At 66.3% G+C, this 25,974-nt stretch carries 27 protein-coding genes; 15 read left to right on the top strand and 12 right to left on the bottom strand.

Annotation, left to right across the window (positions count from 1 at the left end):
* Nucleotides 1-48 precede the first annotated feature (48 nt).
* Both SIDU_RS01205 and SIDU_RS01200 read right to left on the bottom strand, forming a co-directional pair.
* Nucleotides 49-846 (bottom strand): nucleotidyltransferase family protein, encoded by a 798-nt coding sequence (locus tag SIDU_RS01205; RefSeq protein ID WP_007683588.1) that lies wholly within the window; start codon nt 844-846, stop codon nt 49-51.
* 36 nt (nt 847-882) lie between these two features.
* Nucleotides 883-2,412 carry a M23 family metallopeptidase gene (locus SIDU_RS01200; RefSeq protein ID WP_013040899.1) on the bottom strand — a complete coding sequence of 510 codons (1,530 nt, stop codon included), beginning with the start codon at nt 2,410-2,412 and terminating at the stop codon, nt 883-885.
* Between the two features lie 451 nt (nt 2,413-2,863).
* On the opposite strand from SIDU_RS01200, the gene SIDU_RS01195 reads away from it, so the two are divergent.
* The 4 genes from SIDU_RS01195 (at nt 2,864) to SIDU_RS01180 (ending at nt 7,159) form a co-directional block, all read left to right on the top strand.
* A complete protein-coding gene (locus SIDU_RS01195) occupies nt 2,864-5,518 on the top strand; it encodes a helicase-related protein (RefSeq protein WP_409349298.1) in 2,655 nt (884 codons plus the stop codon).
* Nucleotides 5,511-5,807, top strand: coding sequence for an RNA-binding S4 domain-containing protein (locus SIDU_RS01190; protein WP_007683584.1), 297 nt, complete (start codon nt 5,511-5,513; stop codon nt 5,805-5,807). Before SIDU_RS01195 ends, SIDU_RS01190 begins: the two co-directional genes overlap by 8 nt.
* 203 nt (nt 5,808-6,010) lie before the next feature.
* Complete coding sequence (gene fdxA, locus SIDU_RS01185; RefSeq protein WP_007683583.1) at nt 6,011-6,349, top strand: ferredoxin FdxA; 339 nt, start codon at nt 6,011-6,013, stop codon at nt 6,347-6,349.
* Nucleotides 6,350-6,631: 282 nt separating this feature from the next.
* Complete coding sequence (locus SIDU_RS01180; protein ID WP_007683582.1) at nt 6,632-7,159, top strand: CarD family transcriptional regulator; 528 nt, start codon at nt 6,632-6,634, stop codon at nt 7,157-7,159.
* A gap of 352 nt (nt 7,160-7,511) precedes the next feature.
* On the opposite strand, the gene SIDU_RS01175 is transcribed toward SIDU_RS01180, so the two are convergent.
* Together SIDU_RS01175 and SIDU_RS01170 are read right to left on the bottom strand one after the other, a co-directional pair.
* Entirely contained in the window at nt 7,512-7,760 is a 249-nt protein-coding gene (locus SIDU_RS01175) for a hypothetical protein (RefSeq protein WP_007683581.1), read from the bottom strand.
* Between the two features lie 70 nt (nt 7,761-7,830).
* Nucleotides 7,831-8,298 carry a hypothetical protein gene (locus SIDU_RS01170; RefSeq protein WP_007683580.1) on the bottom strand — a complete coding sequence of 156 codons (468 nt, stop codon included), beginning with the start codon at nt 8,296-8,298 and terminating at the stop codon, nt 7,831-7,833.
* A 128-nt stretch (nt 8,299-8,426) separates the two neighbouring features.
* Between SIDU_RS01170 and SIDU_RS01165 the strand changes: the two genes are divergently transcribed.
* The 3 genes from SIDU_RS01165 (at nt 8,427) to ahpF (ending at nt 11,792) form a co-directional block, all read left to right on the top strand.
* The gene (locus SIDU_RS01165) at nt 8,427-9,065 is read left to right on the top strand and encodes a TetR family transcriptional regulator C-terminal domain-containing protein (RefSeq protein ID WP_007683579.1); all 639 of its coding nucleotides are present in this window, start codon (nt 8,427-8,429) and stop codon (nt 9,063-9,065) included.
* A 335-nt stretch (nt 9,066-9,400) separates the two neighbouring features.
* Nucleotides 9,401-9,964: an alkyl hydroperoxide reductase subunit C gene (ahpC, locus tag SIDU_RS01160; RefSeq protein ID WP_007683577.1), complete on the top strand. Its 564-nt coding sequence runs from the start codon at nt 9,401-9,403 to the stop codon at nt 9,962-9,964.
* A 247-nt stretch (nt 9,965-10,211) separates the two neighbouring features.
* On the top strand, nt 10,212-11,792 hold the full coding sequence (gene ahpF, locus SIDU_RS01155; protein ID WP_007683575.1) for an alkyl hydroperoxide reductase subunit F: 1,581 nt from the start codon (nt 10,212-10,214) through the stop codon (nt 11,790-11,792).
* Nucleotides 11,793-11,977: 185 nt separating this feature from the next.
* On the opposite strand, the gene SIDU_RS01150 is transcribed toward ahpF, so the two are convergent.
* The 5 genes from SIDU_RS01150 to glmM all read right to left on the bottom strand — a co-directional run bounded on the left by SIDU_RS01150 (nt 11,978) and on the right by glmM (nt 15,592).
* A complete protein-coding gene (locus SIDU_RS01150; RefSeq protein WP_007683573.1) occupies nt 11,978-12,586 on the bottom strand; it encodes a L,D-transpeptidase family protein in 609 nt (202 codons plus the stop codon).
* Between the two features lie 79 nt (nt 12,587-12,665).
* Nucleotides 12,666-13,265 carry a ribonuclease HII gene (locus SIDU_RS01145; protein WP_007683571.1) on the bottom strand — a complete coding sequence of 200 codons (600 nt, stop codon included), beginning with the start codon at nt 13,263-13,265 and terminating at the stop codon, nt 12,666-12,668.
* Nucleotides 13,258-14,031, bottom strand: coding sequence for a bifunctional hydroxymethylpyrimidine kinase/phosphomethylpyrimidine kinase (gene thiD / locus SIDU_RS01140; RefSeq protein ID WP_007683569.1), 774 nt, complete (start codon nt 14,029-14,031; stop codon nt 13,258-13,260). The genes SIDU_RS01145 and thiD overlap by 8 nt, the downstream gene beginning before the upstream one ends.
* Entirely contained in the window at nt 14,028-14,252 is a 225-nt protein-coding gene (locus SIDU_RS01135; protein WP_007683567.1) for a DUF1272 domain-containing protein, read from the bottom strand. The genes thiD and SIDU_RS01135 overlap by 4 nt, the downstream gene beginning before the upstream one ends.
* Nucleotides 14,252-15,592 (bottom strand): phosphoglucosamine mutase, encoded by a 1,341-nt coding sequence (gene glmM / locus SIDU_RS01130; protein WP_007683565.1) that lies wholly within the window; start codon nt 15,590-15,592, stop codon nt 14,252-14,254. Before glmM ends, SIDU_RS01135 begins: the two co-directional genes overlap by 1 nt.
* Nucleotides 15,593-15,681: 89 nt before the next feature.
* Between glmM and SIDU_RS01125 the strand changes: the two genes are divergently transcribed.
* The 6 genes from SIDU_RS01125 (at nt 15,682) to ispZ (ending at nt 22,906) form a co-directional block, all read left to right on the top strand.
* Nucleotides 15,682-17,055, top strand: a complete 1,374-nt coding sequence (locus SIDU_RS01125) for an alanine/glycine:cation symporter family protein (protein ID WP_007684396.1) — start codon at nt 15,682-15,684, stop codon at nt 17,053-17,055.
* A 571-nt stretch (nt 17,056-17,626) separates the two neighbouring features.
* The gene (locus tag SIDU_RS01120; RefSeq protein WP_007684395.1) at nt 17,627-19,027 is read left to right on the top strand and encodes an amino acid permease; all 1,401 of its coding nucleotides are present in this window, start codon (nt 17,627-17,629) and stop codon (nt 19,025-19,027) included.
* A 40-nt stretch (nt 19,028-19,067) separates the two neighbouring features.
* Complete coding sequence (gene dapF, locus SIDU_RS01115; RefSeq protein ID WP_007684394.1) at nt 19,068-19,868, top strand: diaminopimelate epimerase; 801 nt, start codon at nt 19,068-19,070, stop codon at nt 19,866-19,868.
* A gap of 1 nt (nt 19,869) precedes the next feature.
* Nucleotides 19,870-21,201: a tRNA (N(6)-L-threonylcarbamoyladenosine(37)-C(2))-methylthiotransferase MtaB gene (mtaB, locus tag SIDU_RS01110; RefSeq protein WP_007684393.1), complete on the top strand. Its 1,332-nt coding sequence runs from the start codon at nt 19,870-19,872 to the stop codon at nt 21,199-21,201.
* Nucleotides 21,198-22,136 carry a signal recognition particle-docking protein FtsY gene (gene ftsY / locus SIDU_RS01105; protein WP_007684392.1) on the top strand — a complete coding sequence of 313 codons (939 nt, stop codon included), beginning with the start codon at nt 21,198-21,200 and terminating at the stop codon, nt 22,134-22,136. The genes mtaB and ftsY overlap by 4 nt, the downstream gene beginning before the upstream one ends.
* Before the next feature lie 104 nt (nt 22,137-22,240).
* Nucleotides 22,241-22,906 carry a septation protein IspZ gene (ispZ, locus tag SIDU_RS01100; protein WP_007684391.1) on the top strand — a complete coding sequence of 222 codons (666 nt, stop codon included), beginning with the start codon at nt 22,241-22,243 and terminating at the stop codon, nt 22,904-22,906.
* A gap of 33 nt (nt 22,907-22,939) precedes the next feature.
* Here the strand turns inward: ispZ and SIDU_RS01095 are convergent, their stop codons facing one another.
* The gene (locus SIDU_RS01095) at nt 22,940-23,497 is read right to left on the bottom strand and encodes a urate hydroxylase PuuD (RefSeq protein WP_007684390.1); all 558 of its coding nucleotides are present in this window, start codon (nt 23,495-23,497) and stop codon (nt 22,940-22,942) included.
* Between the two features lie 213 nt (nt 23,498-23,710).
* On the opposite strand from SIDU_RS01095, the gene SIDU_RS01090 reads away from it, so the two are divergent.
* Nucleotides 23,711-24,325, top strand: a complete 615-nt coding sequence (locus tag SIDU_RS01090) for a superoxide dismutase (RefSeq protein ID WP_007682320.1) — start codon at nt 23,711-23,713, stop codon at nt 24,323-24,325.
* Nucleotides 24,326-24,448: 123 nt separating this feature from the next.
* A complete protein-coding gene (locus SIDU_RS01085) occupies nt 24,449-24,886 on the top strand; it encodes a hemerythrin domain-containing protein (RefSeq protein WP_007682318.1) in 438 nt (145 codons plus the stop codon).
* Nucleotides 24,887-24,888: 2 nt separating this feature from the next.
* Here the strand turns inward: SIDU_RS01085 and SIDU_RS01080 are convergent, their stop codons facing one another.
* Nucleotides 24,889-25,227 (bottom strand): NADH-quinone oxidoreductase subunit NuoE family protein, encoded by a 339-nt coding sequence (locus SIDU_RS01080; protein WP_007682316.1) that lies wholly within the window; start codon nt 25,225-25,227, stop codon nt 24,889-24,891.
* Nucleotides 25,200-25,748, bottom strand: coding sequence for a J domain-containing protein (locus tag SIDU_RS01075; RefSeq protein WP_007682314.1), 549 nt, complete (start codon nt 25,746-25,748; stop codon nt 25,200-25,202). The genes SIDU_RS01080 and SIDU_RS01075 overlap by 28 nt, the downstream gene beginning before the upstream one ends.
* Nucleotides 25,749-25,974 lie beyond the last annotated feature (226 nt).

Genomic DNA, 25,974 nt, shown 5'->3' with positions numbered 1-25,974 from the left:
TGCGGCTGCGGAAATACGTGCTCCTGCGCAGGCAGGAACACGAAAGTTCTATTCTGCTGCGTCAGCCAGGATCCCCTCGATCAACATCACGTCATCCACCTTGTCCGCGTCGATGCAGGCCTCCGCCTTCTCCATCGCCACCAGGCGCGCCACGATCCCGAACCGCCGCCCCACCCGCGCGATCCCGCCCCGCAGCGTCGCAATCCGCAGCACCGCCCCCAGCAATGTCAAAGGACCGAAGGCGGACACTATCTTCCACCCCTTCTTCCGGTCCTGCTCGACCTCCTGCCACAGTGCGATCACCGGCCGCGCCTTGCCGCTGCCGAACCAGAAGATATTTGCCCCCGACCACCAGCCGTCGCGGAATTTGAGCCAGGTCCGCCGCGACCCCGGATAGCGCGCCAGCAATGTCCTCCGCTCGACCATCGCCACGGCGATGTCGGCGCCCGATGACTCCCGCACCATCTGGTCCAGCATGGACCCGTCCAGCAGCACATGATCCGCCGTCGTCATCAGCAGCGGAAAGGGCAGATCCCCCCGGTCCAGCAAGGCGATGAGCGAAGACGCGATCCCGCCCCCGCTCCTTTCGAACCGCACTTTGGGATGCTCCGCCAGCCAGGCCGTCGCGGGATCGGCCGCGAACAATTCGGGCGCCTGGGTCAGCACGACCAGCCGCCCGACCGCCGGATGCGCCAGCAGGGCGCGGGCCGGCCGGTTGATCATCGGCTCCCCCGCCACCGGCACCAGTGGCTTGACCGCGACGCCCGCCGCCACCGCCAGGGGATCGGGGACCGGCCGCGCCCCGGCCAGCAGGATCGCGGTGATGTCGGAAGCCGCTGCGTTCATTCCCGCCCGTTAGCCGACGGCATCGCCCGCGAAAAGCTATTTCCCGGTGGCCGCCGGCGCCGCATTCCTATGCGCCACCTGCACGGGCAGGCCGATGCGCAGGCCCTTCAACTGCGCCAGCCGCGCCCGGAAGGCCGCCAGTTCCCGCCCGGCCAGTTGCGCCGTGGTCGTGAAGCGAACAGACAGCGGATTGATCGTCCGTCCGTTGCGATAGAGTTCATAATGCAGATGCGGCCCGGTCGACAGGCCGGACGATCCGACATAGCCGATCACCTGCCCCTGCCGCACCCGCTGCCCCGGCGACGCGGCAATGCGGCTCATATGCGCATAGCCGGTGGCAAGGCCGTTGCCATGCTCCAGCCGGACATAATTGCCATGCCCGCCATGCCGCCCGGCATAGGACACGAAGCCGTCGGTCGCCGCATAGATGGGCGACCCGTAATGGGCGGCAAAGTCGATCCCCGCATGCATGCGGGTATAGCCCAGTATCGGATGGCGCCGCATGCCGAAGCTGGACGACATGCGCCCCGCCACCGGCGCCGACAGCACGCCCCGCCGCTGGCCGACGCCCGACGCCTCGAACCACTGGGTCCGCCCGTCCTGCGTCCATTTCAGCATGTCGATGCCGCGCCCGCTGGCCCGGTGAAGCCCGGCGAACAGCAGGTCGCCCACCTCCACGTCGCCGGTGTCGGCCCGCCGATATTCAGTGATGATGTCATAGCGATCCCCGGCCGAGATCGATCCGAGATCGACCTGCTGCGCGACGACGCGCAGGAAGCTCTGGATCGCCTTGGGCGGAGCGCCCGCCGCCCGCGCCGAACGATAGAGGCTCTCGCCCACCACGCCCTGGATGCGCAGCGGCGTCTCGTCCACATGGATCGCCGTCCGCTGCACCTGCAGAACCCCGCCGACCCGCGCAATCTCTATCCCCAGGTCGAGCCGCGCCCGGAAGGCCAGCTTGTCCAGGGGCCGCGGCACGTCCCGGCTCGCCCGGCGGCCCAGCACGATGTCCAGCGGCGTGCCCGGCTTCAATCCCGCGCCGGTGTCGCCCGCGACCAGGCTCGTCACCGTGGCCACGTCGCCGCCGCTCACGCCCGCCCGCGCCAGCGCCCGGCCCAGCGAATCGCTGCCGCCGATCTGCGCGCGCAATTCGATCTGCGGCCGCTCCGGCGTCTCGCGCAGCGGCTGCACCGCGTCGGTCGGCCCCATGCGCCGCCCGCTGTCCGCGCCCAGGGCAAGGGGCATGATCATCTGGCTGCGCACTTCATCGAACTGCCTGGCCGGCATCAGCGGCTGCGGCGCGCCGGGCAGGGGATGGAAGCCCGGCGACAGGTAAAGCGCCGCCGCGCACAGCCCAAGGCAGGTCGCAAGTCCCCGGAACCAGGTGAAACTTCCCACCCGCTGGCCAAGGTCGGGGACCAGTTCCACATCCTCGGCCCAATCGCGCAGCTTCTCTCGCCAGCCGCGCCGATCCTGGGCCGATCCCCCATTGCGGATCGAGTCAGTCAGCCACAGGGACGCGGAGGCGCCACCCTGCTGGGCATTGATCTGACCTTCATGAAACACGGTGAACCAGGCCCCCCAGGGCAAATATCGCCCGACCCCCGCCGCGCGTTCATCCCCAATCCTGTAAAGGCATACGGTTAAAGTCAAATAAAGACGGCTTTTTTAACCCTTTTCCTGCGGCCGGACGTGCTGCGCGAAAGACCGGCGGCCGACAGCGCGTCGCGCCGATTTGCCGGGCGGCGCGGATAAATTCGGAATGCGGGAAATGGCAATTGCCGGCATCAATTCCTCCCTACGCTTAGCGTGGGGAGGGGGACCGCTCGCGAAGCGAGTGGTGGAGGGGAATACGCAGGTCGTGCCCCATTCCCCTCCACCAGCCTACGGCCGGTCCCCCTCCCCATCTCCCGATGGGGAGGAAAAGGATATGACCGCGCTCCATTCCGAATTTGTCCGCCCCGCCACGCCCTTCCCCCTTGCCCTTCCCTGATCCATGCCCGACATAGCGGAAACCATGGCCCTATTCGCCCGCTCGCCCGTCACCGCCGTCCTGGGCCCCACCAACACCGGCAAGACCCATCTGGCGGTCGAACGCATGTGCGGCCACAGTTCCGGCATGATGGGCTTTCCGCTGCGCCTGCTGGCGCGGGAGGTCTATGACCGGGTGGTCGGCATGAAGGGCCCGGCGCAGGTCGCCCTCATCACCGGCGAGGAAAAGATCGTGCCCCCCGGCGCTCGCTATTTCCTCTGCACGGCGGAATCCATGCCAATCGGCGGGGGCCGCGAACCCGCGCAGGAGGGCCTGAAGGATTACGCCTTCGTGGCCCTCGACGAAGCCCAACTCGGCGCCGATCCGGAGCGCGGCCATATCTTCACCGACCGCCTGCTGCGGGCGAGGGGCCGCGAGGAAACGATGATCCTCGGCTCGGCCAGCATCGGCCGCCTGGTCAAGGCGCTGGTCCCCGATGCGGAGATCATCGGCCGCCCCCGCTTCTCCACCCTCAGCTATGCGGGCGCGAAGAAACTCTCCCGCCTGCCCAAGCGGTCCGCCATCGTCGCCTTCTCCGCCGAAGAGGTTTACGCGGTAGCCGAAATGCTCCGCCGCTTCCGGGGCGGCGCTGCGGTGGTGATGGGCGCGCTGTCCCCCCGCACCCGCAACGCGCAGGTGCAGATGTTCCTGAACGGGGAGGTCGACTATCTGGTCGCCACCGACGCCATCGGCATGGGGCTGAACCTGGACGTCGCCCATGTCGCCTTCGCCTCCCTGCGCAAGTTCGACGGCCGCCGCACCCGCCGCCTGACCGTCGCGGAAATGGCGCAGATCGCGGGGCGCGCCGGGCGCCACCACAAGGACGGCACCTTCGGCAGCCTGGGCCATGAAGATGGCGACGCCGCCTTCACCCCCGAAGAGATAGAGGCCATCGAGGCCCATCGCTTCCCCCCGGTGGAACAGCTTTTCTGGCGCGACGGCACGCCGCGCACCGACCGGCTCGACCACCTGCTCTCCGACCTGGAACAGAAGCCCGAACGCCCCGAACTGCGCCCCGCCCCCGAAGCGGTGGACCTGGCCGTTCTCAAGCGCCTGGCCGACGACCCCGTCGTCATCGAACGCGCCAGGGGGAAGAAACAGGTCGAACGCCTCTGGGCCGCCTGCGGCCTGCCCGATTTCCAGAAGCTGGGCGCGGAACATCATGCCCGCGCCGTCAGCCGCATCTGGCGCTTCCTGTCCGAAGGGACGGGCCACATCCCCCGCGACTGGTTCGCGCAGCAGATCGCCCGACTCGATTCGGTGCAGGGCGACATCGACACGCTTTCGGGCCGCATCGCGGCGGCGCGCACATGGTCCTACATCGCCCATCGCGCCGACTGGCTCGCCCATCCGGCGGAAATGGCCGAACGCACCCGCGCCCTCGAAGAAAAGCTGTCCGACGCGCTCCACGCCGCGCTGACGCAGCGTTTCGTGGACCGGCGCACCACCGTTCTGCTAAGGGACATGGGCCAGAGCGCGGCCAACCTGCCGGTCGAAATGGAGCCGGACGGGACAGTCTGCGTCGATGGCGAGACGATTGGGCGACTTGACGGATTTCGTTTCTCGGTCGATCCCGCTACCCGGCATCAGGACAGGAAGATGCTGCTGGCGGCCGCTGAACGGCGCCTTGGAAGGATATTGCGAGTGAAGGCTGACGAATTACTGGGCGCGCCCGATACTGATTTCGCGCTCACGGACGAAGCGGGTCAGGCCCCCGGCATAAGCTGGCAGGGCAATCCGGTCGCGAGCCTGCACGGCGGCTCCGCGCTGCTGGCCCCCGAAATCCGGCTGGACCGCGCCCTCCTTGCCCTCGGTCAGGACGTGCAGAAGCAGGTCGCGACCCGCCTCGCCACATGGTTCGACGCGCAGAAGGAAAAGCATCTCCTTCCCCTCACCAAGATGGTCGCGAGCAGCGCCGACCCCGAAGTCCCCGCCGTGGTCCGCGCCGTCTTCGCGCAGCTTGCCGATGCGGGCGGCGTGATCGCGCGCACCGACCTCGATTCGGCGCTCGGCCATCTCGACAAGGACCAGCGGCACCTGCTGCGCCGCGCAGGCATCGATATCGGCGTCCTCGACATCTACCATCCCGGCCTGCTCAAGCCCGGCTCCGCCCGCTGGCGCGCCGCCCTGCTGGCTGCCCGCCTGGGCAAGCCCTGCCTGCCGCTGCCCGGCCCCGGCCTCACCCTGATCCCGGCGGGGGAAAAGTTCGATCAGATGGGCGCCCGCATCGCCGGTTTCCGGGGTTTCGGCGACCAGATGCTGCGCATCGACATGGCCGAACGCATGGCCCGCACCGCGCATGAAGCCATCGCCAAGAACGAAGCCTTCACCGCGCAAAGCCCGCAGATCGTCTCGCTCGGCCTGTCGGAAGAAGCCTTCCTGCAACTGATGCGCCTCGCCGGTTTCCGCCCGGTGGAAGCGCCCGAAGAGGGCGGCCCCAACTGGGTCTTCCGCGGCCGCCAGAAGCCCCGCCCCCACCAGCAGCAGCGCGGCGACAAGCGCGGCGCCCCGGCGGCGGGCAAGCCCCAGGGCAAGCCGCGCGGCGACCGCCCGCCCCGCCCCGCCGCCTCGTCCGGCCCGGCGCCCACCGGCAACCACGCCTTCGCGGGCTTGGCCGAACTGCTGGGCCGCAATGGCTGACGCGGGCACGGCGTCGGCCCATGGGCCAAGCCTGCGCATCGACAAATTCCTCTGGTTCGCGCGCCTCGCGAAAAGCCGCTCGGTCGCGCAGAAAATGGCGGAGGACGGCCATATCCGCCTGAACGGCCGCCGCATCGAACGCTCCCATTCTCCGGTGCGGGCGGGCGACCTCATCACCTTCCCCCACCCCAGCGGCGTGCGCGTCGTCCGCATCCTCCAGCTTCCCGGCCGCCGCGGCCCCGCGCCCGAAGCCCAGTCCTGCTATGAGGAACTGACGGTCGGCGCCTGACCCTCCCCACCGTCATTCCCGCGAAGGCGGGAACCCATCTCCCGACATTGCCCCAAGCTCATCGGCAGGGGACAGAATCCCCGCCTCCGCAGGGATGACAGGAAAAAGCCCGCTACCCGCCGCCCAACAATATCCTCATTGACCTTCGCTGCGACCGCGCATAGCAGGGCGCCGATTGTCCTTATTGCCAAGAGTGCTGACCCATGACCTATGTCGTGACCGATAACTGCATCCGCTGCAAATATATGGATTGCGTCGAGGTTTGCCCCGTGGACTGTTTCTACGAGGGCGAGAATATGCTGGTCATCAACCCGAACGAGTGCATCGACTGCGGCGTGTGCGAACCGGAATGCCCGGCCGAGGCGATCCTGCCCGATACGGAGAACGGCCTGGAAAAATGGCTGGAGCTCAACACCAAATTCTCCGCCGAATGGCCGAACATCACCGTCAAGGGCGATGCGCCCGCCGACGCCGACGACATGAAGGGCGTCGAAAACAAGTTCGAACAATTCTTCTCGCCCGAACCCGGCGCCGGTAGCTGAGCTGCCGCGCCGCAGCGTCGCCCGCCACCGGCGCAACGGCTGCCCCCGGCAACAAGCTGTTGCGGTTTATTTGCCTGCCCACTCCCGGATTTTGTGTCCAGGGGTGGCAATTTTGTTACGAATCTGCTAAATAGTCATCAACAGGTGGACATGGTCGCGTCCGCTACGGAGATAAATGCCTGATGACTTGATGGTGGCGCCGCATCCCCCTCGGCTCGTGCATCCGTTCGCACCTGCAAGGCGAACGCCACCGCTCCTCCCGGAATAATGGAAAGGTTTCAAATGGCTGCCAAGGCGCTGTCCTTTGACGTAGGTGATTATGTTGTTTACCCCAAGCATGGCGTTGGCCGCGTCATAGAGCTTCAGAAGGAGCAGATCGCGGGCATGGAGCTGGAGCTTTACGTGCTCCGCTTCGAAAAGGAACGCATGACGCTCCGCGTGCCCACGAACAAGGCCGAAGGCGTCGGCATGCGCAAGCTGTCCTCCAACAAGACGCTGGAGGAAGCGGTCGAGACGCTGAAGGGCAAGCCCAAGGTGAAGCGCACCATGTGGTCGCGCCGCGCCCAGGAATATGAGGCGAAGATCAATTCGGGCGACCTGGTGTCGATCGCCGAAGTGACCCGCGACCTGTTCCGCGCCGACGACCAGCCGGAACAGAGCTATTCCGAACGGCAAATCTTCGAAGCCGCCTCCAGCCGCCTCGCCCGCGAACTCGCGGCGATGGAGGAAACGGACGAACCGAGCGCGCTCAAGAAGATCCTGCGCATCCTCAACGAAGCCGCCCCCAAGCACGCAAAGGTGGAAGGCTAAGCAACTTCGGCTGAGCCGGAACAGCAGACAAAGAAAAGGGCGCTCCTCGACGGAGCGCCCTTTTTTGATTTCGATGGTTGGCCGTCATCCCCCTCCCGCAGGCAAGAGCGGGCTAGGGCGAGCGGACAAATTCGAAAATGTCGGGATGGGCAGTGCGGTCTTCAGTTTTCCGTCACCCCGGGCCTGACCCGGGGTCCCGCTGCCTTGGACGAGGCGCGCGCTCAGAAAGAAAGCGGGACCCCGGATCAAGCCTGTCCTGAGCTTGTCGAAAGACCCGGGGTGACGGATAGGGGGACATCCGCTCCCCACCCAGATCACCCGGTCCGACAAGTCCTGAATGCGTCCAGGCCGATCAATCCGCAGGTTGTTCCTTCACAGTCCCGGCCGCGTCCTTGGCCGCGTCGCCGACATCGCTCGCGGCCTGGCCGACCTGGGTGGCCGCGCTTTCGACGGCGCTGTCCTTCCGGCTCTCGCTGCCGATCAGGAAGAAGGCGGCGATCGCCACCACCACGACCAGCAGCAGAACCGCCACCATGGTGCCGCCGCCGCCGCGCTTTTCGATGATCGTGGTCGTCGCCGGACGTTCCTGATAATCCGCCATATGAATCCTCCTCGTCTTCACGCCTCCCGGCGGCATAATGCGCAAGCGAGCGAGCGGGTTCCTGACCGGATCAGCGGCAATAGCCCTCCCGCCCCGGCAGCACGATCAGGCAATCCTGCCGGCCGGCCAGATCCTTGAACCCGGTTTCCGCGCCCGTCCCCGGACGGATGACCAGATCCCTGCCGTCGCGCGCGAAGCGGATCGTCGCGCCTTCCGCCACCCCGGCATAGTCCCCCTGCCGGTCCAGATTGTCCTGGTTGGCGATGGCGTAATGGCCGCGCCGCCCATCGGGCGAAGGCTGGATGTCCAGGAACAGCCCCTCCGGCCCGTTCCACCGCCCGACCCACGCGTCGGTGGGCGGACCTGTCGCCTCATTGGCGGCCGCGTCCACGGCGTCCGGCTCCGCCATCGCCTCCACCTCCGCCGGCCGTCCGGCATTGTTCGCGGCCCCGCCTTCGTCCACGCCCTTGGCGCAACCGGACGTTAGCGCTCCCATCGCGATGAGCGGGAGGATCAGGCCCATATTGCGACATGTCATCCATATTTCTCCTTGCAATTGACCCCATAAACCGCTGAACGCGGGGCTTCGATCCCTTTTCCTGGCAGGGGACGGGCCGCCTGTCGGCGGCTTCGGCGGGAAGGGCGGATCATGGGCGGGGAAAAGACATGGAGCACAAGGTTGAGGGGCGCCCCGAAAGGGCACGGTTCGTTCGCGAATCCGCCGATGTCCGGCGGCAGGCCCTGATCGAGGCGACGGCGCGCTGCCTTGCGGAAAAGGGGGTGGGCGGCACGTCCGTCCGCGCCATCTGCGCCTATGCCGGCGTTTCGGCGGGCCTTCTCACCCATTATTTCGACGGCGTCGACGCGCTGATCCTGGCCACCTATCGCGATGTCGGCGAAAAGGTCGCCGCCGCGATGGAGCGCGCCGTGGCGGAGGCTGGCCCCTCCCCCCGCGACCGGCTCTGGGCCTATCTGCGTTCCAATTTCCAGCCGCCGGTGCTGGACCCCAATCTGCTGGCGACCTGGATTTCCTTCTGGAGCCTCAACAAGACCAATCCGGCCATCGCCGCCACCCATGCCGAAACCTATGGCGGCGGGCGCGAACGCATGGAGGTGCTGCTGCGGGAGGCCGCCCCCCAGATCGCCCGGCCGGAGGCGCGCATCGCCGCCATCGCGCTGACCGCGATGATCGACGGCCTGTGGCTGGAACTGTGCCTCGATTCCTCCACCTTCACCATAGAGGAAGCGCTGGGCATGCTGGAGGAGGCGATGAACTATGTCCTGGAAAAGCCGAGGGACGGCTAGGCAGCGTCGACGAATTCAAGACTCGCCAGATTGCGTGATGCGGGTGGTTTCCCGCCATTCCCCCTCCCGCAGACGTTCAGCAGACGTTCAAACGCGGCGCGTGACTCGTTTGAAGGGGCCAGGGGGTGGGCTGGCGCGATATTTAAGGGGTCACGGAAAACCGCCATCTGCCGGCTCGCCATCGTCTGGATGCAGTTACAGCCCAAGCCGATCAATGAACCGGCAGTGATCGCTTTTATCAATCAACCTGGTCGATAAAACCAATTTCACGCCGCCGTGCGCATTCCCTACATGGGTCGGGCAACAGCAACCCCTGAAAAGGAACTGGAAAGCCCATGGCGCTTATCAATACGACCATCAAGCCGTTCAAGGCCACCGCTTACAAGGAAGGCAAGTTTGTCGACGTGACCGACGCCGACGTGAAGGGCAAGTGGGCCGTCTTCTTCTTCTACCCCGCCGACTTCACCTTCGTCTGCCCGACGGAGCTGGAAGACCTGGCCGACATCTACCCGACGCTGCAGAAGCTGAACGTCGAGGTGTATTCGGTGTCGACCGACACGCATTTCAGCCACAAGGCGTGGCACGACACCTCGCCGGCCATCGGCAAGATCAACTATTACATGCTGGGCGACCAGTCGGGCCAGATCACCAATAATTTCGACGTGATGCGTCCGGGCGTCGGCCTGGCCGACCGCGCGACCTTCCTGGTCGATCCCGAAGGCGTGATCCAGTTCATGGAAATCACCTCGGAAGGCGTCGGCCGCAACGCGACCGAACTGCTCCGCAAGATCAAGGCCGCCCAATATGTCGCCGCCAACCCCGGCGAAGTCTGCCCGGCCAAGTGGGAAGAAGGCGAAGCGACCCTTGCTCCGTCGCTCGACCTCGTCGGCAAGATCTGACGACCTGAAAGGGCATCTGCCGGATCGGGTAGAGTTCCTCCCTGATCCGGCAGGGCCTTTACATGCTGCGTGCTCCTGCGAAGGCAGGAGCCCAGTCCAGCCGCTTGAACCGCAGTCCTGCCTTCGCAGGAACAGGGAACGGCAAGACCGCCAGATCATTAGCAAAAACGCCGGGCCTTCGGGTCGCACCATCCCGGCGATCGTCAAGCCGCGCCCCGGATAGGCGCGCCCAACCATGGAGACCGATATGTTGGACGCAAATCTCAAGGGTCAGCTCAAGGCCTATATGGCGAACATCACCCAGCCGATCGAACTGGTCGCATCGCTGGACGACGGCGCGAAGAGCCGCGAACTGAAGACCCTGCTGGAAGAGATCGCCGAGCTGTCGGACAAGGTGTCCATCGCCGCCGGCAGCGACAGGCGCGTCCCCAGCTTCATGATCCGCCGCGCCGGCACGGACATCGTCGTCACCTTCGCGGGCCTTCCCATGGGCCATGAATTCACCAGCCTCGTCCTCGCCCTGCTCCAGGTCGGCGGCCATCCGTCGAAGGCCGCGCAGGAACTGATCCAGCAGATCAAGGACATTGACGGCGACTTCGCCTTCGAAACCTATTTCTCGCTCTCCTGCCAGAACTGCCCCGACGTGGTGCAGGCGCTGAACCTGATGGCGGTCCTCAACCCCCGCATCCGCCACACCGCCATCGACGGCGCGCTGTTCCAGGAGGAGGTCGACGCCCGCAAGGTCATGGCCGTTCCCACCGTCTTCCTGAACGGCGAACCCTTCGCCAGCGGCCGCATGGAACTGGAGCAGATCGTCGCGAAGATCGACAGCGGCGCCGCCGCCCGCGCCGCCGCAAGGATCAAGGCCCAGGATCCGTTCGAGGTGCTGATCGTCGGCGGCGGCCCCGCGGGCGCGGCGGCGGCCATCTATGCGGCGCGCAAGGGCATCCGCACCGGCATCGCGGCGGAACGTTTCGGTGGCCAGGTGCTCGACACCATGGATATCGAGAATTTCGTCTCGGTCAGCCGCACCGAAGGCCCCAAATTCGCCGCCGCGCTGGAGGCGCACGTCAAGGATTATGATGTCGAGATCATGAACCTGCAAAAGGCGGCGAAGCTGATCCCGGCCAGGACCGAAGGCGGCTATCATGAAGTCGTGCTCGAAAATGGCGCCTCGCTGAAGGGCCGCACCGTCATCCTCTCCACCGGCGCCCGCTGGCGGCAGATGGGCGTCCCCGGCGAAGAGGAATATCGCAACAAGGGCGTGGCCTATTGCCCGCATTGCGACGGCCCCCTCTTCAAGGGCAAGCGCGTGGCGGTGATCGGCGGCGGCAACAGCGGCGTGGAGGCGGCCATCGACCTGGCCGGCATCGTCGCCCATGTGACGCTGATCGAATATGACAGCCAACTGCGCGCCGACGCGGTGCTGCAACGCAAGCTCGCCAGCCTGCCGAACGTGAAGATCATCACCTCCGCCCTCACCACCCGGGTGGACGGCAATGGCGAGCGCGTCACCGGCCTCAGCTACAAGGACCGCAACAGCGGCACGGAACATGATGTCGAGCTGGAGGGCATTTTCGTCCAGATCGGCCTTGTCCCCAACACCGAATGGCTGAAGGACAGCATCGCCCTCTCCCCACGCGGCGAGATAGAGATCGACGCGCGCGGCGAAACCAGCCTGCCGGGCGTCTTCGCGGCAGGCGACTGCACGACCGTGCCCTACAAGCAGATCGTGATCGCCTGCGGCGCGGGATCGACGGCGGCGCTCTCCGCCTTCGACTACCTCATCCGCCTCCCCGCGACGGAAGAGACTGCCGAAGCGGCCTGATCATCCAACCCAAGACATTCCCCTCCCGCAGGCGGGAGGGGTTAGGGGTGGGCGCGAGCGAAGCGAGCTTCTGATTTAACCGTTGCAAAACAACGTGGATGTCGCGCCAGCCCACCCCCTAACCCCTTCAAACGAGTCACGTGCCTCGTTTGAACGCCTGCGGGAGGGGGAACGACGGCCACCCCCTACCGCCGCATCAACCGCAGCCGGAAAATCCCCGGATCGACCTCCAGCATAGGCATCGGCGGCACCGTCTCATCCCGCTGCGCCAACACCACCGGCGCGGCCTGCGGCGAGAAGGTCACGACCGCGCTGCCCGGATCGCCCGCCACCAGCGCATCCACCATCAGCGCGGGACTCAAGCGATCCGACGTCACGCTCACCAAAGTCCCGACCTGCGTCATCCCGAACAGCCTGCGCGCAAAATCATAGGGCAGGCGGATGCACCCATGGCTCGCCGGATAGCCCGGATTATGCCCGGCATGCAGCGCGATCCCGTCCCAGGTCAGCCGCTGCATGAAGGGCATGGGCGCGTTGGAATAGAGGTTCGACCGATGCCATTGCCGCTTCTGCAGCACGGGAAACTCCCCGGTCGGCGTGCGATGCCCCTTCATGCCCGTCGACACGCTGGCCATCCCCACCAGCCGGTCGCCGTCATAGACATGCGCCATCTGCCGCTCGATGCTGATCACCAGATAGAGCGGCCCGGCAAAGGGGCCCTCCTCCAGCCAGCGATAGCCGCCCGCCCCCACCGGCTCCTGCGCCCCGGCCGGAACGGCAATGGCGCAGAACATAAGCAGCATTGAGGTTAGAAAAGCGCGCATAAACGCTTTTTTAACCATAAGACGCGCCAGCGCCAGCCCCGGATGCGTTCTACAGCAAACTCAACTGCGCGACCGGCGCAAAGCTCCTGCGATGCAGCGGCGTCGGGCCATGTTCCCGCAACGCCGCGAGATGCCTGGCGCTGCCATAGCCCTTGTTGCTTTCCCAGCCATAATGGGGATGCGCCGCCGCCGCCTCCACCATCATCCGGTCGCGCGCCTCCTTCGCCAGGATGGATGCCGCCGCGATGGACAGGCATTTGGCGTCGCCCTCGACGATCGCGGTCGACGCCCAGCGCCATTGCGGGCAGCGATTGCCGTCCACCAGCACATGCGCGCAGTCATGGGCCAGCGCCTCGACCGCCCGCGTCATCGCCAGCATCGTCGCCCAGAGGATGTTGAGGCTGTCGATCTCCTCGACCGAGGCGACCCCCAGCCCCCAGCACAGCGCCCGCGCCTTGATCTCCCCCTCCAGCACGGCGCGCCGGGCCGCGCTCAATTGCTTGGAGTCGTTGAGGCCTTCGGGGCAGTCCTCCTGCCGCAGGATCACCGCCGCCGCCACGACCGGCCCGGCCAGCGGCCCGCGCCCGGCCTCGTCCACCCCGGCCACCAGCCCCGGATGGTGCAGCAGTTCATGGGCGAAATCAGGCATGGTCGTGAAATCCGAAGGGCGCGCCCATCGGCCCATGGCCCTGCCCCAGACCCGGCGCCAACGCCAGCGCCGCCCGCACATATTTGCGCGCCCGCTCGATGGCGTCGATCAGGTCCAGCCCCTGCCCCAGCCCGGTCGCGACCGCGCTGGCCAGCGTGCAGCCCGTGCCATGGCTGTGCCGCGTGTCGATCCGCGCATTGCTCCACGCCTTCACCACGCCCCGCGGCCCGATCAGCCGGTCGGTCAGCATCGGCCCCTCGCCATGCCCGCCCTTGGCCAGCACATGCGTCGCGAAACGGACCGCGATCTCCTCCCCGCCCAGCGCCGCCAGTTCCGGAATATTGGGCGTCACCAGCGTGGCGAGCGCCATCAGCCGCTCAAACGCCGCGATGGTCTCCCCGTCCGCCAGCACGGACCCGCTGGTCGCCACCATGACCGGATCGAACACGATGGGCACGCCCTCCAGCGCCGCCAGCCGCTCCGCCACCGCCACGGCGGTCTCCGCCGATCCGATCATGCCGATCTTCACCGCATCGACGCCGATGTCGCCGATCACGCTCTCCATCTGCCGCAGCACCATGTCGGTCGGAACGGGATGGACGCCCTGCACGCCGCCCTGAACTCCCAGGGTATTCTGTGCCGTGATCGCGGTGATCGCGGTCATCGCATGGCCGCCCAGCAGCGTCACGGTCCGGATATCCGCCTGGATGCCCGCGCCCCCGCCACTATCGGACCCAGCGATGATCAGGATGCGGGCGACACTCATGCCTTATATTTGCGCTCCGTCGACGCCGGATGCCGCGTCAGCGCATCCCCCATCCGCGTCGGCCGGTCCATCAACTCCCCGCCGCAATTGGGGCAACGATCGTCCAACGCCTCCGCGCAGGGCGCGCAAAAGCTGCATTCGAAGGAACAGATGAACGCCCCCGGCTCATCGGCGGGCAGGTCGACCCCGCAACGCTCGCAATCGGGCCGCATCTCAAGCATCACGCCGCCGCCTTCGCCACCGCGTCGCAGATGCGCTCGACCACATCCTTCACCTGATCCTCCCGGTCGCCCTCGGCCATCACCCGGATCACCGGCTCCGTGCCCGAAGGCCGGATCACCAGCCGCCCGCTGCCGTTCAGCTCCGCCTCCGCCTGGGCAATCACCCGCTTCACATCCTCATGCTCCAGCGGCTTGCCGCCGGAAAAGCGGACATTCTTCAGCAATTGCGGCACCGGATCGAACTGGTGCAGCACTTCGCTCGCGGGCTTGCCGGACCGCACCAGCGCCGCCAGCACCTGCAACGCCGCCACCGTGCCGTCGCCGGTGGTCGCATAGTCGGACAGGATCATATGCCCCGACTGCTCGCCGCCGACGTTGAAGCCGCCCTCCCGCATCCGTTCCAGCACATAGCGGTCGCCGACCTTGGTCCGCTCCAGCGCCATGCCCTGGCCGGACAGGAACCGCTCCAGCCCCAGGTTGGACATCACCGTCGCCACCAGCCCGCCGCCGCGCAGCGTCCCCGCCCGCGCGAAATTGCCCGCGATCAGCGCCATGATCTGGTCGCCGTCGACAATGGCGCCATGCTCGTCCACCACGATCAGCCGATCAGCGTCGCCGTCCAGCGCAATGCCGATATCCGCCCCCGCCGACACAACGCTTTCCTGCAAAAGCTGGGGCGATGTCGAACCGCAACGGTCGTTGATGTTGATGCCGTTGGGCGTGACGCCGATCGCCACCACCTCCGCCCCCAATTCCCAGAAGGCGGAGGGCGCGACCTGATAGGCCGCCCCATTGGCGCAATCGACCACGATCTTCAGCCCGTCCAGCCGCAGATCGGCCGGAAAGCTGGATTTGACCGCATGGATATAGCGGCCCCGCGCATCCTCGACCCGGCGGGCGCGGCCGATGTCCTGCGATGCGGCGAGCGGAATCTCCTGCTCCAGCATCGCCTCGATCTTCATCTCGTCCTCGTCCGACAGCTTGTAGCCGTCCGGCCCGAATAATTTGATGCCATTGTCGAAATAGGGATTGTGGCTGGCCGAAATCATCACGCCCAGATCGGCGCGCATCGAATGGGCCAGCAGCGCCACCGCCGGAGTCGGGATCGGCCCGAACTGCACCACGTCCATGCCCACGGCGGTGAAGCCCGCGACCAGCGCATTCTCCACCATATAGCCGGAAAGCCGCGTATCCTTGCCGATCACCACGCGATGGCGATGCGTGCCGCGCTTGAAATGCTTGCCCGCCGCCATGCCGACCTTCATCGCCAGTTCGGCGGTCATCGGCCATTGGTTGGTGCGCCCGCGAATGCCGTCGGTGCCGAAATATGTCCTGCTCATCGTCCCTGCCCGCCCAGCGGTGAAGCTCTCATGCTTCCCATAGCAATCTTTGTTCGACTTTCCAGCAAGGACCGGCCATCCCCTTGCAAATGGACGGATTCAACGCAGCGGTCGACGCCCTTTCCGGCGCGGTCTTCATGAAGGTGCCGGTGCTGGGCGCGCAGATCGAACTGATCGTGCTCTACCTCGCGCTGCCGATGCTGTTCTTCACCCTCTGGCTCGGCTTTCCCAACCTGACCGCGGTGGGCCGGGCGCTCCGCATCCTCAGGGCGCAGCCGCATGCGGGCGAGGCGAAGGGCGACGTCAGCCAGTGGGGCGCGCTGTCGACGGCGCTGTCGGGCACCATCGGCCTCGGCAATATCGCGGGCGTCGCGGTCGCGCTGACGATGGGCGGGCCGGGCGCGATCCTCTGGATGTTCGTCATCGGCTGGTTCGCCATGACGGTGAAGATGGCGGAAGTGACGCTGGGCCTCAAATATCGCGTCTTCGACGCGCAGGGCCATGTGCATGGCGGGCCGATGTATGTGCTCAAGGCCGTGGGCGCGGCGCGCGGCTGGCCGAAGGCGGGGCTGATCCTGGGCGGCTTCTACGCCTTCTTCGCGCTGTTCGGGGCGATCCCCATGGTGCAGGTCAACCAGAGCTTCGCGCAGGTGAAGGTGGTGACGGGTTTCGCCAATGGCTGGGCCTATGGCACGATGCTGGCCGGCGCGGTGGCGCTGGTGACGCTGGGCGGCGCGGCCTGGCTGGGCGAGGTGGCGAAGCGGCTGACGCCGCTCAAGGTCGCGGTCTATCTGATCGGCGTGGCGACCGTGCTGATCCTCCATGCCGCCGCCATTCCGGGCGCGCTGGCGGACATCTGGCGCGGCGCATGGAGCGGCCAGGCCGCGACCGGCGGCGCGGTGGGCGCCTTCGTCGCGGGCATGCGGCGCGCCGTCTTCGCCAGCGAGGCGGGCGTGGGATCGGCGGTGATGGCGCACAGCCTGGCGCGGGTGCGGCATCCGGTGTCGGAGGGGCTGGTCGCCCTGCTGGAACCGCTGCTCGGCACGATGATCGTCTGCGCGCTGGGCGGGCTGGCGCTGGTCGTGGCGGGCACATGGAATGGCGGGCTGGAGGGGATCGCCATCACCTCCGCCGCCTTCGCGCAGGTTTCGCCCTCCTTCCCCTGGCTGCTGGCGGTGGTCGTGGTGCTGTTCGCCTATTCGACGCTGGTGGCATGGGGCTTTTACGGGCTTCAGGCCTGGGGCTATCTGTTCGGCAACGGGCCGAAGGCGCAGTGGAGCTACAAGATCCTCTACATCGTCGCCCTGCCCCCCGCCGCCGCCATCGACCTGGGCCGGGTGGTCGGCATCGTCGACAGCAGCTTCTTCCTGATGGCGATCCCGAATGTCATCGCGCTCTACCTCTGCGCTGGCGAACTGCGGCGCGACGTGCGGGACTATCTGGCAACGCCCGAAGAGAATTAACGCCCTTTATTTCAGCAAGCCGTGCTCCTGCGAAGGCAGGAGCCCAGTTCCGCCCTTGGGGCCAGGCAGCGTGGACAAAATTCAAGAGAGCCGCCGGATCGAGAGATTTGGGTGGAAAGCGGACCTACCCCATTCCTCCCCATCGAAGGATGGGGAGGGGGACCGCGCGAAGCGTGGTGGAGGGGAATGGGGCACGACCTGGGTATTTCCCCCTCCACCACTCGCTTCGCGAGCGGTCCCCCTCCCCACGCTTAGCGTAGGGAGGAATTAACGTCGGCTATTGGCCATGAGCGGACATCATTTACCGTCACCCCGGACTTGATCCGGGGTCCCGCTTTCTTTCTGAGTCCGCGCCCAGCCCAAGGCAGCGGGACCCCGGATCAAGTCCGGGGTGACGAATAGGGGAACGTCCGCTCCCCACCCAAATTTGTCGCTCCCGCGAAGGCGGGAATGACGATAGCCTTCCGGAAAGACCTTACCCCCCACCAGCCCCCATTATAGAACGCTCGAAAAAATTCCCCTTGCCAGCCACCCCCAACCCGGCAACCCCTGCACAGGAAGGGAGACCGCAATGAGCTGGACGCGCCGCAAACCGATGGAGGCGATGATGCCCGCCCATGAAGGGCACAGGCTGGCGCGCACCCTGTCCTGGCCGCATCTGCTGGCGCTGGGCGTGGGGGCCATCGTCGGCACGGGCATATTGACCCTGATCGGCGTCGGCGCGGACCGGGCGGGGCCTGCGGTGCTGCTGTCCTTCGCCATTGCGGGCGCGATCTGCGCCTGCGCCGCGCTGGCCTATGCGGAACTCTCCACCATGATGCCCGCCGCCGGGAGCGCCTACAGCTACAGCTATGCCGTGCTGGGGGAGGGCATCGCCTGGATGGTGGGATGGAGCCTGATCCTGGAATATTCGCTGGTGGTGTCGACCGTGGCGGTCGGCTGGTCGGGCTATGCCGCGCCGCTGCTGACCTCCGTGGGATTTCCGGACCTGCTGACCAGAGGACCAGAGCTTGGCGGCCTCGTCAACCTGCCCGCCATCTTCATCATCGCCGTGGTCGCCGCGCTGCTGATGCTGGGCACGCATGAAAGCGCCCGGCTCAACAGCCTGCTCGTCCTCATCAAGATCGCGACATTGAGCCTGTTCGTCGCCATCGCCCTCCCCGCCTTCGACGCGCAGAATCTCCAGCCCTTCATGCCCTTCGGCTTCGCCAAGTCGATGGGGCCGGACGGGGTGGAGCGCGGCGTCATGGCGGCGGCGGCGATCATCTTCTTCGCCTTCTACGGCTTCGACGCCATCTCCACCGCCGCGGAGGAGGCGAAGAATCCGGAGCGCGACCTGGCCATCGGCATCGTCGGTTCGCTGTTTGCCTGCACGCTCATCTATGTACTGGTCGCGGCGGCTGCGGTGGGGGCGATGCCCTTCACCCGCTTCGCCGACAGCCCGGAGCCGCTGGCGCTGATCCTGCGCGAAATGGGCAAGGGGCAGGTGGCGCGCATCGTCGCCATCGCGGCGGTGATCGCCCTGCCGACCGTGCTGCTGGGCTTCCTCTACGGCCAGAGCCGCATCTTCCTGGTCATGGCCCGCGACGGTTTCCTGCCGCAAGGGCTGGCGCAAATCTCCAGGCGCGGCACCCCCGCCCGCATCACCGCCGTCACCGCCCTATTGGTCGCCATCGTCGCAGGCCTGCTGCCCATCGACGAGATCGCGGCGCTGGCCAATGCGGGCACGCTGATCGCCTTCACCGCCGTGGGCGCCTGCCTGCTGATCCTGCGGCGGCGCAGCCCGGACATGAAACGCCCCTTCCGCACGCCCGCCGGATGGCTGGTGGGCCTCGGCGCCATCGGCGGCTGCGCCTATCTGTTCGTCAGCCTGCCGGTGAAGACCATCATCGCCTGCCTGATCTGGAACGCCATCGGCCTGGCCGTCTATTTCCTCTATGGGCGCAGGCGGGCATCCCTGAGCACCGCTTAGGGTGGCTTTTTCGCCTCACAGGCCCTACATGCGCCGCACTATGGGCCGTTTTTCGAAAATGCATGGACTGGGCAACGACTTCGTCGTGATCGACGCGCGCGATGGCGCGCTCGACATGACGGAGGCGCGCGCCATGGCCATCGCCGACCGCCATGCCGGGATCGGCTGCGACCAGCTCATCCTGATAGGAAATAGCGACCGCGCCGACGTGTCGATGCGCATCTTCAACAGCGACGGCAGCGAAGTGGAGGCCTGCGGCAACGCAACCCGCTGCGTCCCCCTGTTCGTCGGCCGCGACGTGCTGATCGAGACGAAGGCAGGCCTGCTGGACGCGAAGGCCGTCGACGGCGGCGCGAGCGTCGACATGGGCCAGCCCCGGCTGGAATGGGACGCAATCCCGCTCGCCTACGCCATGGACACGCTGGCCATGCCGGTAAGCTGGGAAGACCTCCCCGCCCCGGTCGCGGTCAATGTCGGCAATCCGCACGTGATCTTCTTCCTGGACGATCTGGACGGTGTGAATTTCGACCGTCTGGGACCGCTGATCGAGCATGATCCGCTCTTCCCCGCCCGCGTGAACGTCAATTTCGCGGCAGTGGTGGGCGACAATCACATCCGCCTCGTCGTCTGGGAACGCGGCGCCGGGCTGACCCGCGCCTGCGGCACCGGCGCCTGCGCGACGGCGGTGGCGGCGGTCCGGCGCAAGCTGGTGAGCGGCCCCACGACGGTCAGCCTGCCGGGCGGCGACCTGGTGATCGACTGGACGCCGGGCGGGCACATCATGATGACCGGCCCCGCCACCCATGTCTTCGACGGCGAGGCTGACTGGGCGCGCTTCTGACATGAGCGGCCCGCAGATCATCACGCTCGGCTGCCGCCTCAACATCGCGGAAAGCGAGGCGATTCGAGAGATGGCTGGCGGCCGGGACGATCTGATCGTCGTCAATAGCTGCGCCGTGACGGCCGAAGCGGTCCGCCAGACGCGGCAGGCGATCCGCCGCGCCCGCCGCGACCGCCCCGATGCGCGGATCATGGTGACGGGCTGCGCGGCCCAGACCGAGCCTGAGACTTTCGCCCAGATGGCCGAGGTCGATGCGGTAATCGGCAACCGCGAAAAGATGACCCCTTCCCCCTACTCGTCATCCCAGCGAAGGCTGGGATCTCAGGCGATAGGGCACGGCGTTGGGCCTGGGATCCCAGCTTTCGCTGGGATGACGCATGAGGAGGGCGCGGCGCAGAAAGTCCACGTCTCCGACATCATGTCGGTCCGCGAGACCGCCCCCCATATGGCGAGCGCCTTCGCCGAACATGCCCGCGCCTTTCTGGAGGTGCAGAATGGCTGCGACCACCGCTGTACCTTCTGCATCATCCCCTATGGCCGGGGCAACAGCCGCTCCGTCCCGGCGGGCGCCGTCATCGACAAGGCCCGCGAACTGGTCGACGCGGGCTACAAGGAAATCGTCCTCACCGGCGTCGACGTCACCAGCTACGGCCCCGACCTGCCCGGCGCGCCCTCGCTGGGCCTGCTGATCGAGCGCATATTGAAGGGCGTGCCCAACCTCCCCCGCCTGCGCCTGTCCTCGCTCGACAGCGTGGAGATCGACGAGCGGCTGTTCGACCTCATCGCCCATGAACCGCGCATGATGCCGCACCTCCACCTCTCGCTCCAGGCGGGCGACGACATGATCCTGAAGCGCATGAAGCGCCGCCACGGCCGCGCCGACGCCGTCCGCATCGTGGAGCGGCTCAAGGCCGCCCGCCCCGACATCAGCATCGGCGCCGACATCATCGCGGGCTTCCCGACCGAGGATGAGGCCATGTTCGAAAACAGCCTCAGGCTGGTTGAGGAATGCGCCATCGTCCACGGCCATATCTTCCCCTATTCCCCCCGCGCCGGCACCCCCGCCGCCCGCATGCCGCAGGTCGACCGCGCCGCGGTCAAGGCCCGCGCCGCCCGCCTCCGCTCGGCCTGCGAAGCGCAGCGGGAAGGCTGGCTGCGAAACCTCATCGGCTCGACCCAATCCGTGCTGGTCGAACGCAACGGGCTTTCGGGCCATGCCGAAAATTTCGCCCCGGTGCGTTTCGGCGCGCCGCAAACGCCTTCCTCCATCATCCATGCGACCATCACGGGCCTTGAGAATGGCGCGCTGATCGCGCAAGAGGCGCAGCAATGACTGAACCCGGCACAAGCTGGCGCGATCGCCTCTTCGGCGGCCTGAAGCGCACGTCCGACAAGCTCGGCGAGAATCTCACCGGCCTCTTCACCAAGGCCGCGCTGGACGAGCAGACGCTGGACGAGATCGAGGAAGCGCTGATCGTCAGCGACCTTGGCCCCGCCATGGCCGCCCGCGTGCGCGACCGCCTATCCGAAGGCCGCTACAATCGCGAACTGACCGAAGATTATCTGCGGGAGATCATCGCGGAGGAGATCGAAAAGACCCTCGCCCCCGTGGCGCGCCCGCTGGAGATAGAGGCCTTCCCGCGCCCGCAGGTCATCCTCGTCATTGGCGTCAACGGCTCCGGCAAGACCACCACCATCGCCAAGCTCGCCAATAATTTCCTGGAGCAGGATTATGGCGTGATGCTGGCGGCGGGCGACACGTTCCGCGCCGCCGCCATCGGCCAGCTCAAGGTCTGGGCGGATCGTCTGGGCATCCCCATCGTCGCGGGCAAGGAGGGCGGCGACGCGGCGGGCATCGTGTTCGACGCCGTCAAGCAGGCGACCGCCACCGGCATCGACGTGCTGATCGTGGACACGGCGGGCCGCCTCCAGAACAAGACCGAGCTGATGGACGAACTGGCGAAGATCCGCCGCGTGCTGGGCCGGTTGAACCCGGCGGCGCCGCATGACGTCGTGCTGGTGCTGGACGCCACCACGGGGCAGAATGCGTTGAGCCAGATCGAGGTTTTCAAGGAAGTCGCGCAGGTGACGGGGCTGGTCATGACCAAGCTGGACGGCACGGCGCGCGGCGGCGTGCTGGTCGCGGCGGCGGAGAAATATCGCCTGCCCATCCATGCCATCGGCGTGGGCGAGAAGATCGAGGATCTGCGCCCCTTCGATCCGGGCGACATGGCGCGGGCAATCGCGGGGACCGCCTATGCGCGGTGAAATCATGCGCTGCAAAGAAATAGCGTGCTCCTGCGAAGGCAGGAGCCCAGTTCGGACGGCGGGCCTGGGCTCCTGCCTTCGCAGGAGCACCGGAGCACCTAGTCATGGCTGACCCCCAAAAACCTACCTCCAAAAAACCCGCCCATAACGGCAATCTCAGCCTGGCGCTGGACTTCGGCCCGCTCCTCGTCTTCTTCCTGACCTACAAGGGCGCGGGGTGGCTGTGGGGACCTGGCAATCCGATCACCGCCATGACCTTCGGCACCGCCGCCTTCATGGCCGCCATCGTCGTCGCCGTCATCGTGTCGAAGGTGAAGCTGGGCCGCGTGTCGCCCATGCTCTGGCTCTCGGCGCTGCTGATCCTCTTCTTCGGCGGGCTCACCATCTATTTCCGCGACCAGAGCTTCATCCAGATCAAGCCGACCATCATCTACGCCTTCTTCGCGCTGATGCTGTTCGCGGGGCTGATGCGCGGCAAGGCGCTGCTCAAATATCTGCTCCAGGCCGCCTATGACGGACTGACCGAGGAAGGCTGGCGCAAGCTGTCGCGCAACTGGGCCTTTTTCTTCGTCTTCATGGCGCTCGCCAACGAAATCATGCGCCGGACGATGAGCTTCGATAGCTGGCTCGCCGTCAAGGTGTGGGGCGTGACCGTCGTGTCGGTCGTCTTCGCCGCCGCCAACATACCGATGCTGATGCGCCACGGCCTGGACCTGGGCGAAAAGCTGGACAGCGAGGATGTCGGCGAAACCACCCCGCCGCAGGGATAGGGGCAGGCGCCACGGGACGCCCGCCCCGCCAGATCAACTGAAATTGACCATGCAATAGAGCATCGCCAGCGACAGCAGGGTGTTGAGGCGGCTGAACATCATCGCGGTTGTGGCCGCCTTCGCCTTCGCGTCGTCCTCCGCCGGAACGATGCCCAGCGCCTTCTTCTGGTTCGGCCAGATCAGGAACCAGACGTTGAACGCCATGATCAGCGCCAGCCACATGCCGATGCCGATCAGCGTGTAGGGCGCCTGCACCAGCAGCGCCTGATGCACATAACCCGCCAGCCAGGCGACGATCAGGCCCGTCAGCACCGTAAAGGCCGCCGCCCAGCGAAAGTAGAAGAGGGCGGCGGGCGCGATATGCTTGGAAACGCCCGGTTTCAATTCCGCCGGGATTTTCGGCATGGTCGGGATCTGGACGAAGTTGAAATAATAAAGCAGCCCGATCCAGATGATGCCGAAGAAGAGGTGCAGCCAGCGGAAAACCGCGTTGGCGTCGACCAGCCCGGCATGCGCGCCGAACATGACAACGATCGCGAGCAGCAGCCCCGCGACCAGCACGAGATTCAGATTGCCGAAGAATTTTGCCATGGACCCTTCCCCCAAGTTCCGACCGCCGCATTCTCCGGGCGGCCTGACCGGCGATGCTATGCCATCGTTACGCCGCTGTCACATGGATATTTCCGCATCTTGGACGAAAATATCCTGTTTTCCGTAGGGCGGTAACACTGCTAGGGGCGGGGAGCCTTCCGGCCGCATCGTCGTTATGCGGCCACCCGACCCAAGAACCCGAGGAGTTCCGACATGGCCTTTGTTCTGCCCCCCCTTCCCTATGCCAAGGATGCCTTTGGCGACATTCTGACCGCCGAAACCTTCGACTTCCACCATGGCAAGCACCACAATGCCTATGTCGTGAAGGCCAATGAACTGGTCGCCGCCGACGCCTCGCTCCAGGGCAAGTCGCTGGTCGAACTGATCAAGTCGTCCAAGGGCGGCCTGTTCAACCAGGTCGGCCAGATCTGGAACCACACATTCTACTGGCAGTCGCTCTCGCCCACCAAGACAGCGCCCAGCGGCGACCTGCTCGCCAAGATCGAGGAAGCCTTCGGTTCGGTCGACGCCCTGATCGAAAAGCTGAAGGCCGAAGCCGTCGGCCATTTCGCCAGCGGCTGGGCCGCGCTGATCCTGAAGGACGGCAAGCTGGAAGTCACCAGCTATCACGACGCCGACACGCCCGTCGCGCATGAGGGCCATGCGCCGCTGCTGATCCTCGATGTCTGGGAACATGCCTATTATATCGACTATCGCAACGCCCGCCCTAACTATGCCGACCGCGTCCTGAAGGAAGCGATCAACTGGGATTTCGCCGCCCAGAATCTGGATGGCCAGGGCGTCAGCCGGGCCGACCAGCCGGCCTGAAAGCCGGGATGCCCGCCGCGTGGAATGCGTGGCGGGCATCCGTTCAAACCTTTGTAAATTCCCGACAACCGTTTCTTAACCCCGTCATTGGAAAATGCCCGGCGGGGATGAGGAAAACGGTGCATGGACCTCGACGAATTGCAGAGGCAGCATGATGAGATCGAGGCGATGATCGCCCGCTTTCATCAGGCGATCGCGGACGAGAATATTCCGCAAAGGCTTGGCCCGCTGCGCTGGCAGTTCGCGCGCCTGCTGATGGCGCATCTGGCGCTGGAAGATCGCATCTTCTACCCCAATATGCAGCGGCAGCCGCATGAAAAGCTGCGCGGCACGGCGGCGCGCCTCGAAAGCGAAATGGCGCCCATGGCCAGCGACTTCGCCGCCTATATGGCGCGCTGGAGCGATGATCGGATCGAACGCGAATGGGCGGATTTCTGTCGTGAAACCCGTGAGATGCTGGCCGGCATCCTGAACCGCCTGCAAAAGGAGGAAGGGCTGCTGATGCCCTTGCTGTTCGACGCCGGGCTGATCGAATCGTCCCGGATCAGGCGGGCAGGCTGATTTCAGCCTCGCCTTCCGGCAGGCAGGTTCAGCGCTCCGGCCAGTTCATCCAGATCGGCGCCGGGACGCACCAGCAACCAGTCGCGCGATTGCCCGCCGTCCACGACCGTCACCGCTCCCTTGGGGCAGACGCCCAGGCAATTGACCTCGACGATCCCCGCCGCCGCCTTGCGCCCCTTTTTCAGCGAAAGGTGCCGTCGCAGCGCTTTGGCCAACCGCTCGCCGCCGTCGGGACCGAAACCGCCGTCCAGCCTCTTCGAACATTTGCGGCAGACGAGCACCGCATGGTCCCAGTCAGACCGGACGCGATCCTTCAATCCGCCCGCTCCCGCGGTTTCCACGTCCGCCGCTCCTCCGCGGCGCGCAGCACTTCATAGGCGGCCTGGATCGTCTGGAAGCGCACGGCCGCCTGCGCGTCGCCGGGCTTCACGTCGGGATGATATTCCTTCGCCAGACGCCGCCAGCTTTTCTTTACCGCGTCGAAATCGGCGTCATCCTCCAGCTCCAGCGCCTGGAGCGCGTGCATCTCGTCCCGCGAGCGGCTGCCGTCGCCCGGTCCGCCCCAGCCATGATAGGCGCTGTTCTGATAGCCGCCCGCGTCGCGCCGCTCCGTCCGCTCGCGCTGTTCGCGTTCCTCCTGGTCGAGGCCCTGAAAATAGTCCCAGTTGCGGTTATATTCCGCCGCATGGTCGGTGCAGAAATACCAGCGTTCGCGGCTATTGGGCGATTTGGGCGCGGGACAGTCGCCGGGCCGGTCGCAACCATGCCGGTCGCACAGGCGCACCTGCTGCGCCTCACGCGATGCGCCATAGCTGCGCCAGCGGGGAAAGCCCCAGTCGTTGGATCGGCTGCTTCTTGCCATGGTTCCAAATTAGGCAGGCCGCAGGCAGAACGCCACCCCGGAAGGCAATGAAATTGCGGTTATGGGTGGAAAGCGCACCTATCCTAGTTCCTCCCCATCGGGAGATGGGAGGGGGACCGCGCAAAGCGTGGTGGAGGGGAATGGGGCACGACCTCCGAAATTTCCCCTCCACTATTTGCTTCGCGAACGGTCCCCCTCCCCATGCTTCGCATAGGGAGGAATTTAG

The sequence above is a fragment of the Sphingobium indicum B90A genome (genome assembly GCF_000264945.2).
Taxonomy (GTDB): domain Bacteria; phylum Pseudomonadota; class Alphaproteobacteria; order Sphingomonadales; family Sphingomonadaceae; genus Sphingobium; species Sphingobium indicum.
The sequence above is the reverse complement of the archived record's forward strand: the minus strand, read 5'-3'. Positions and strand labels throughout refer to the sequence as shown.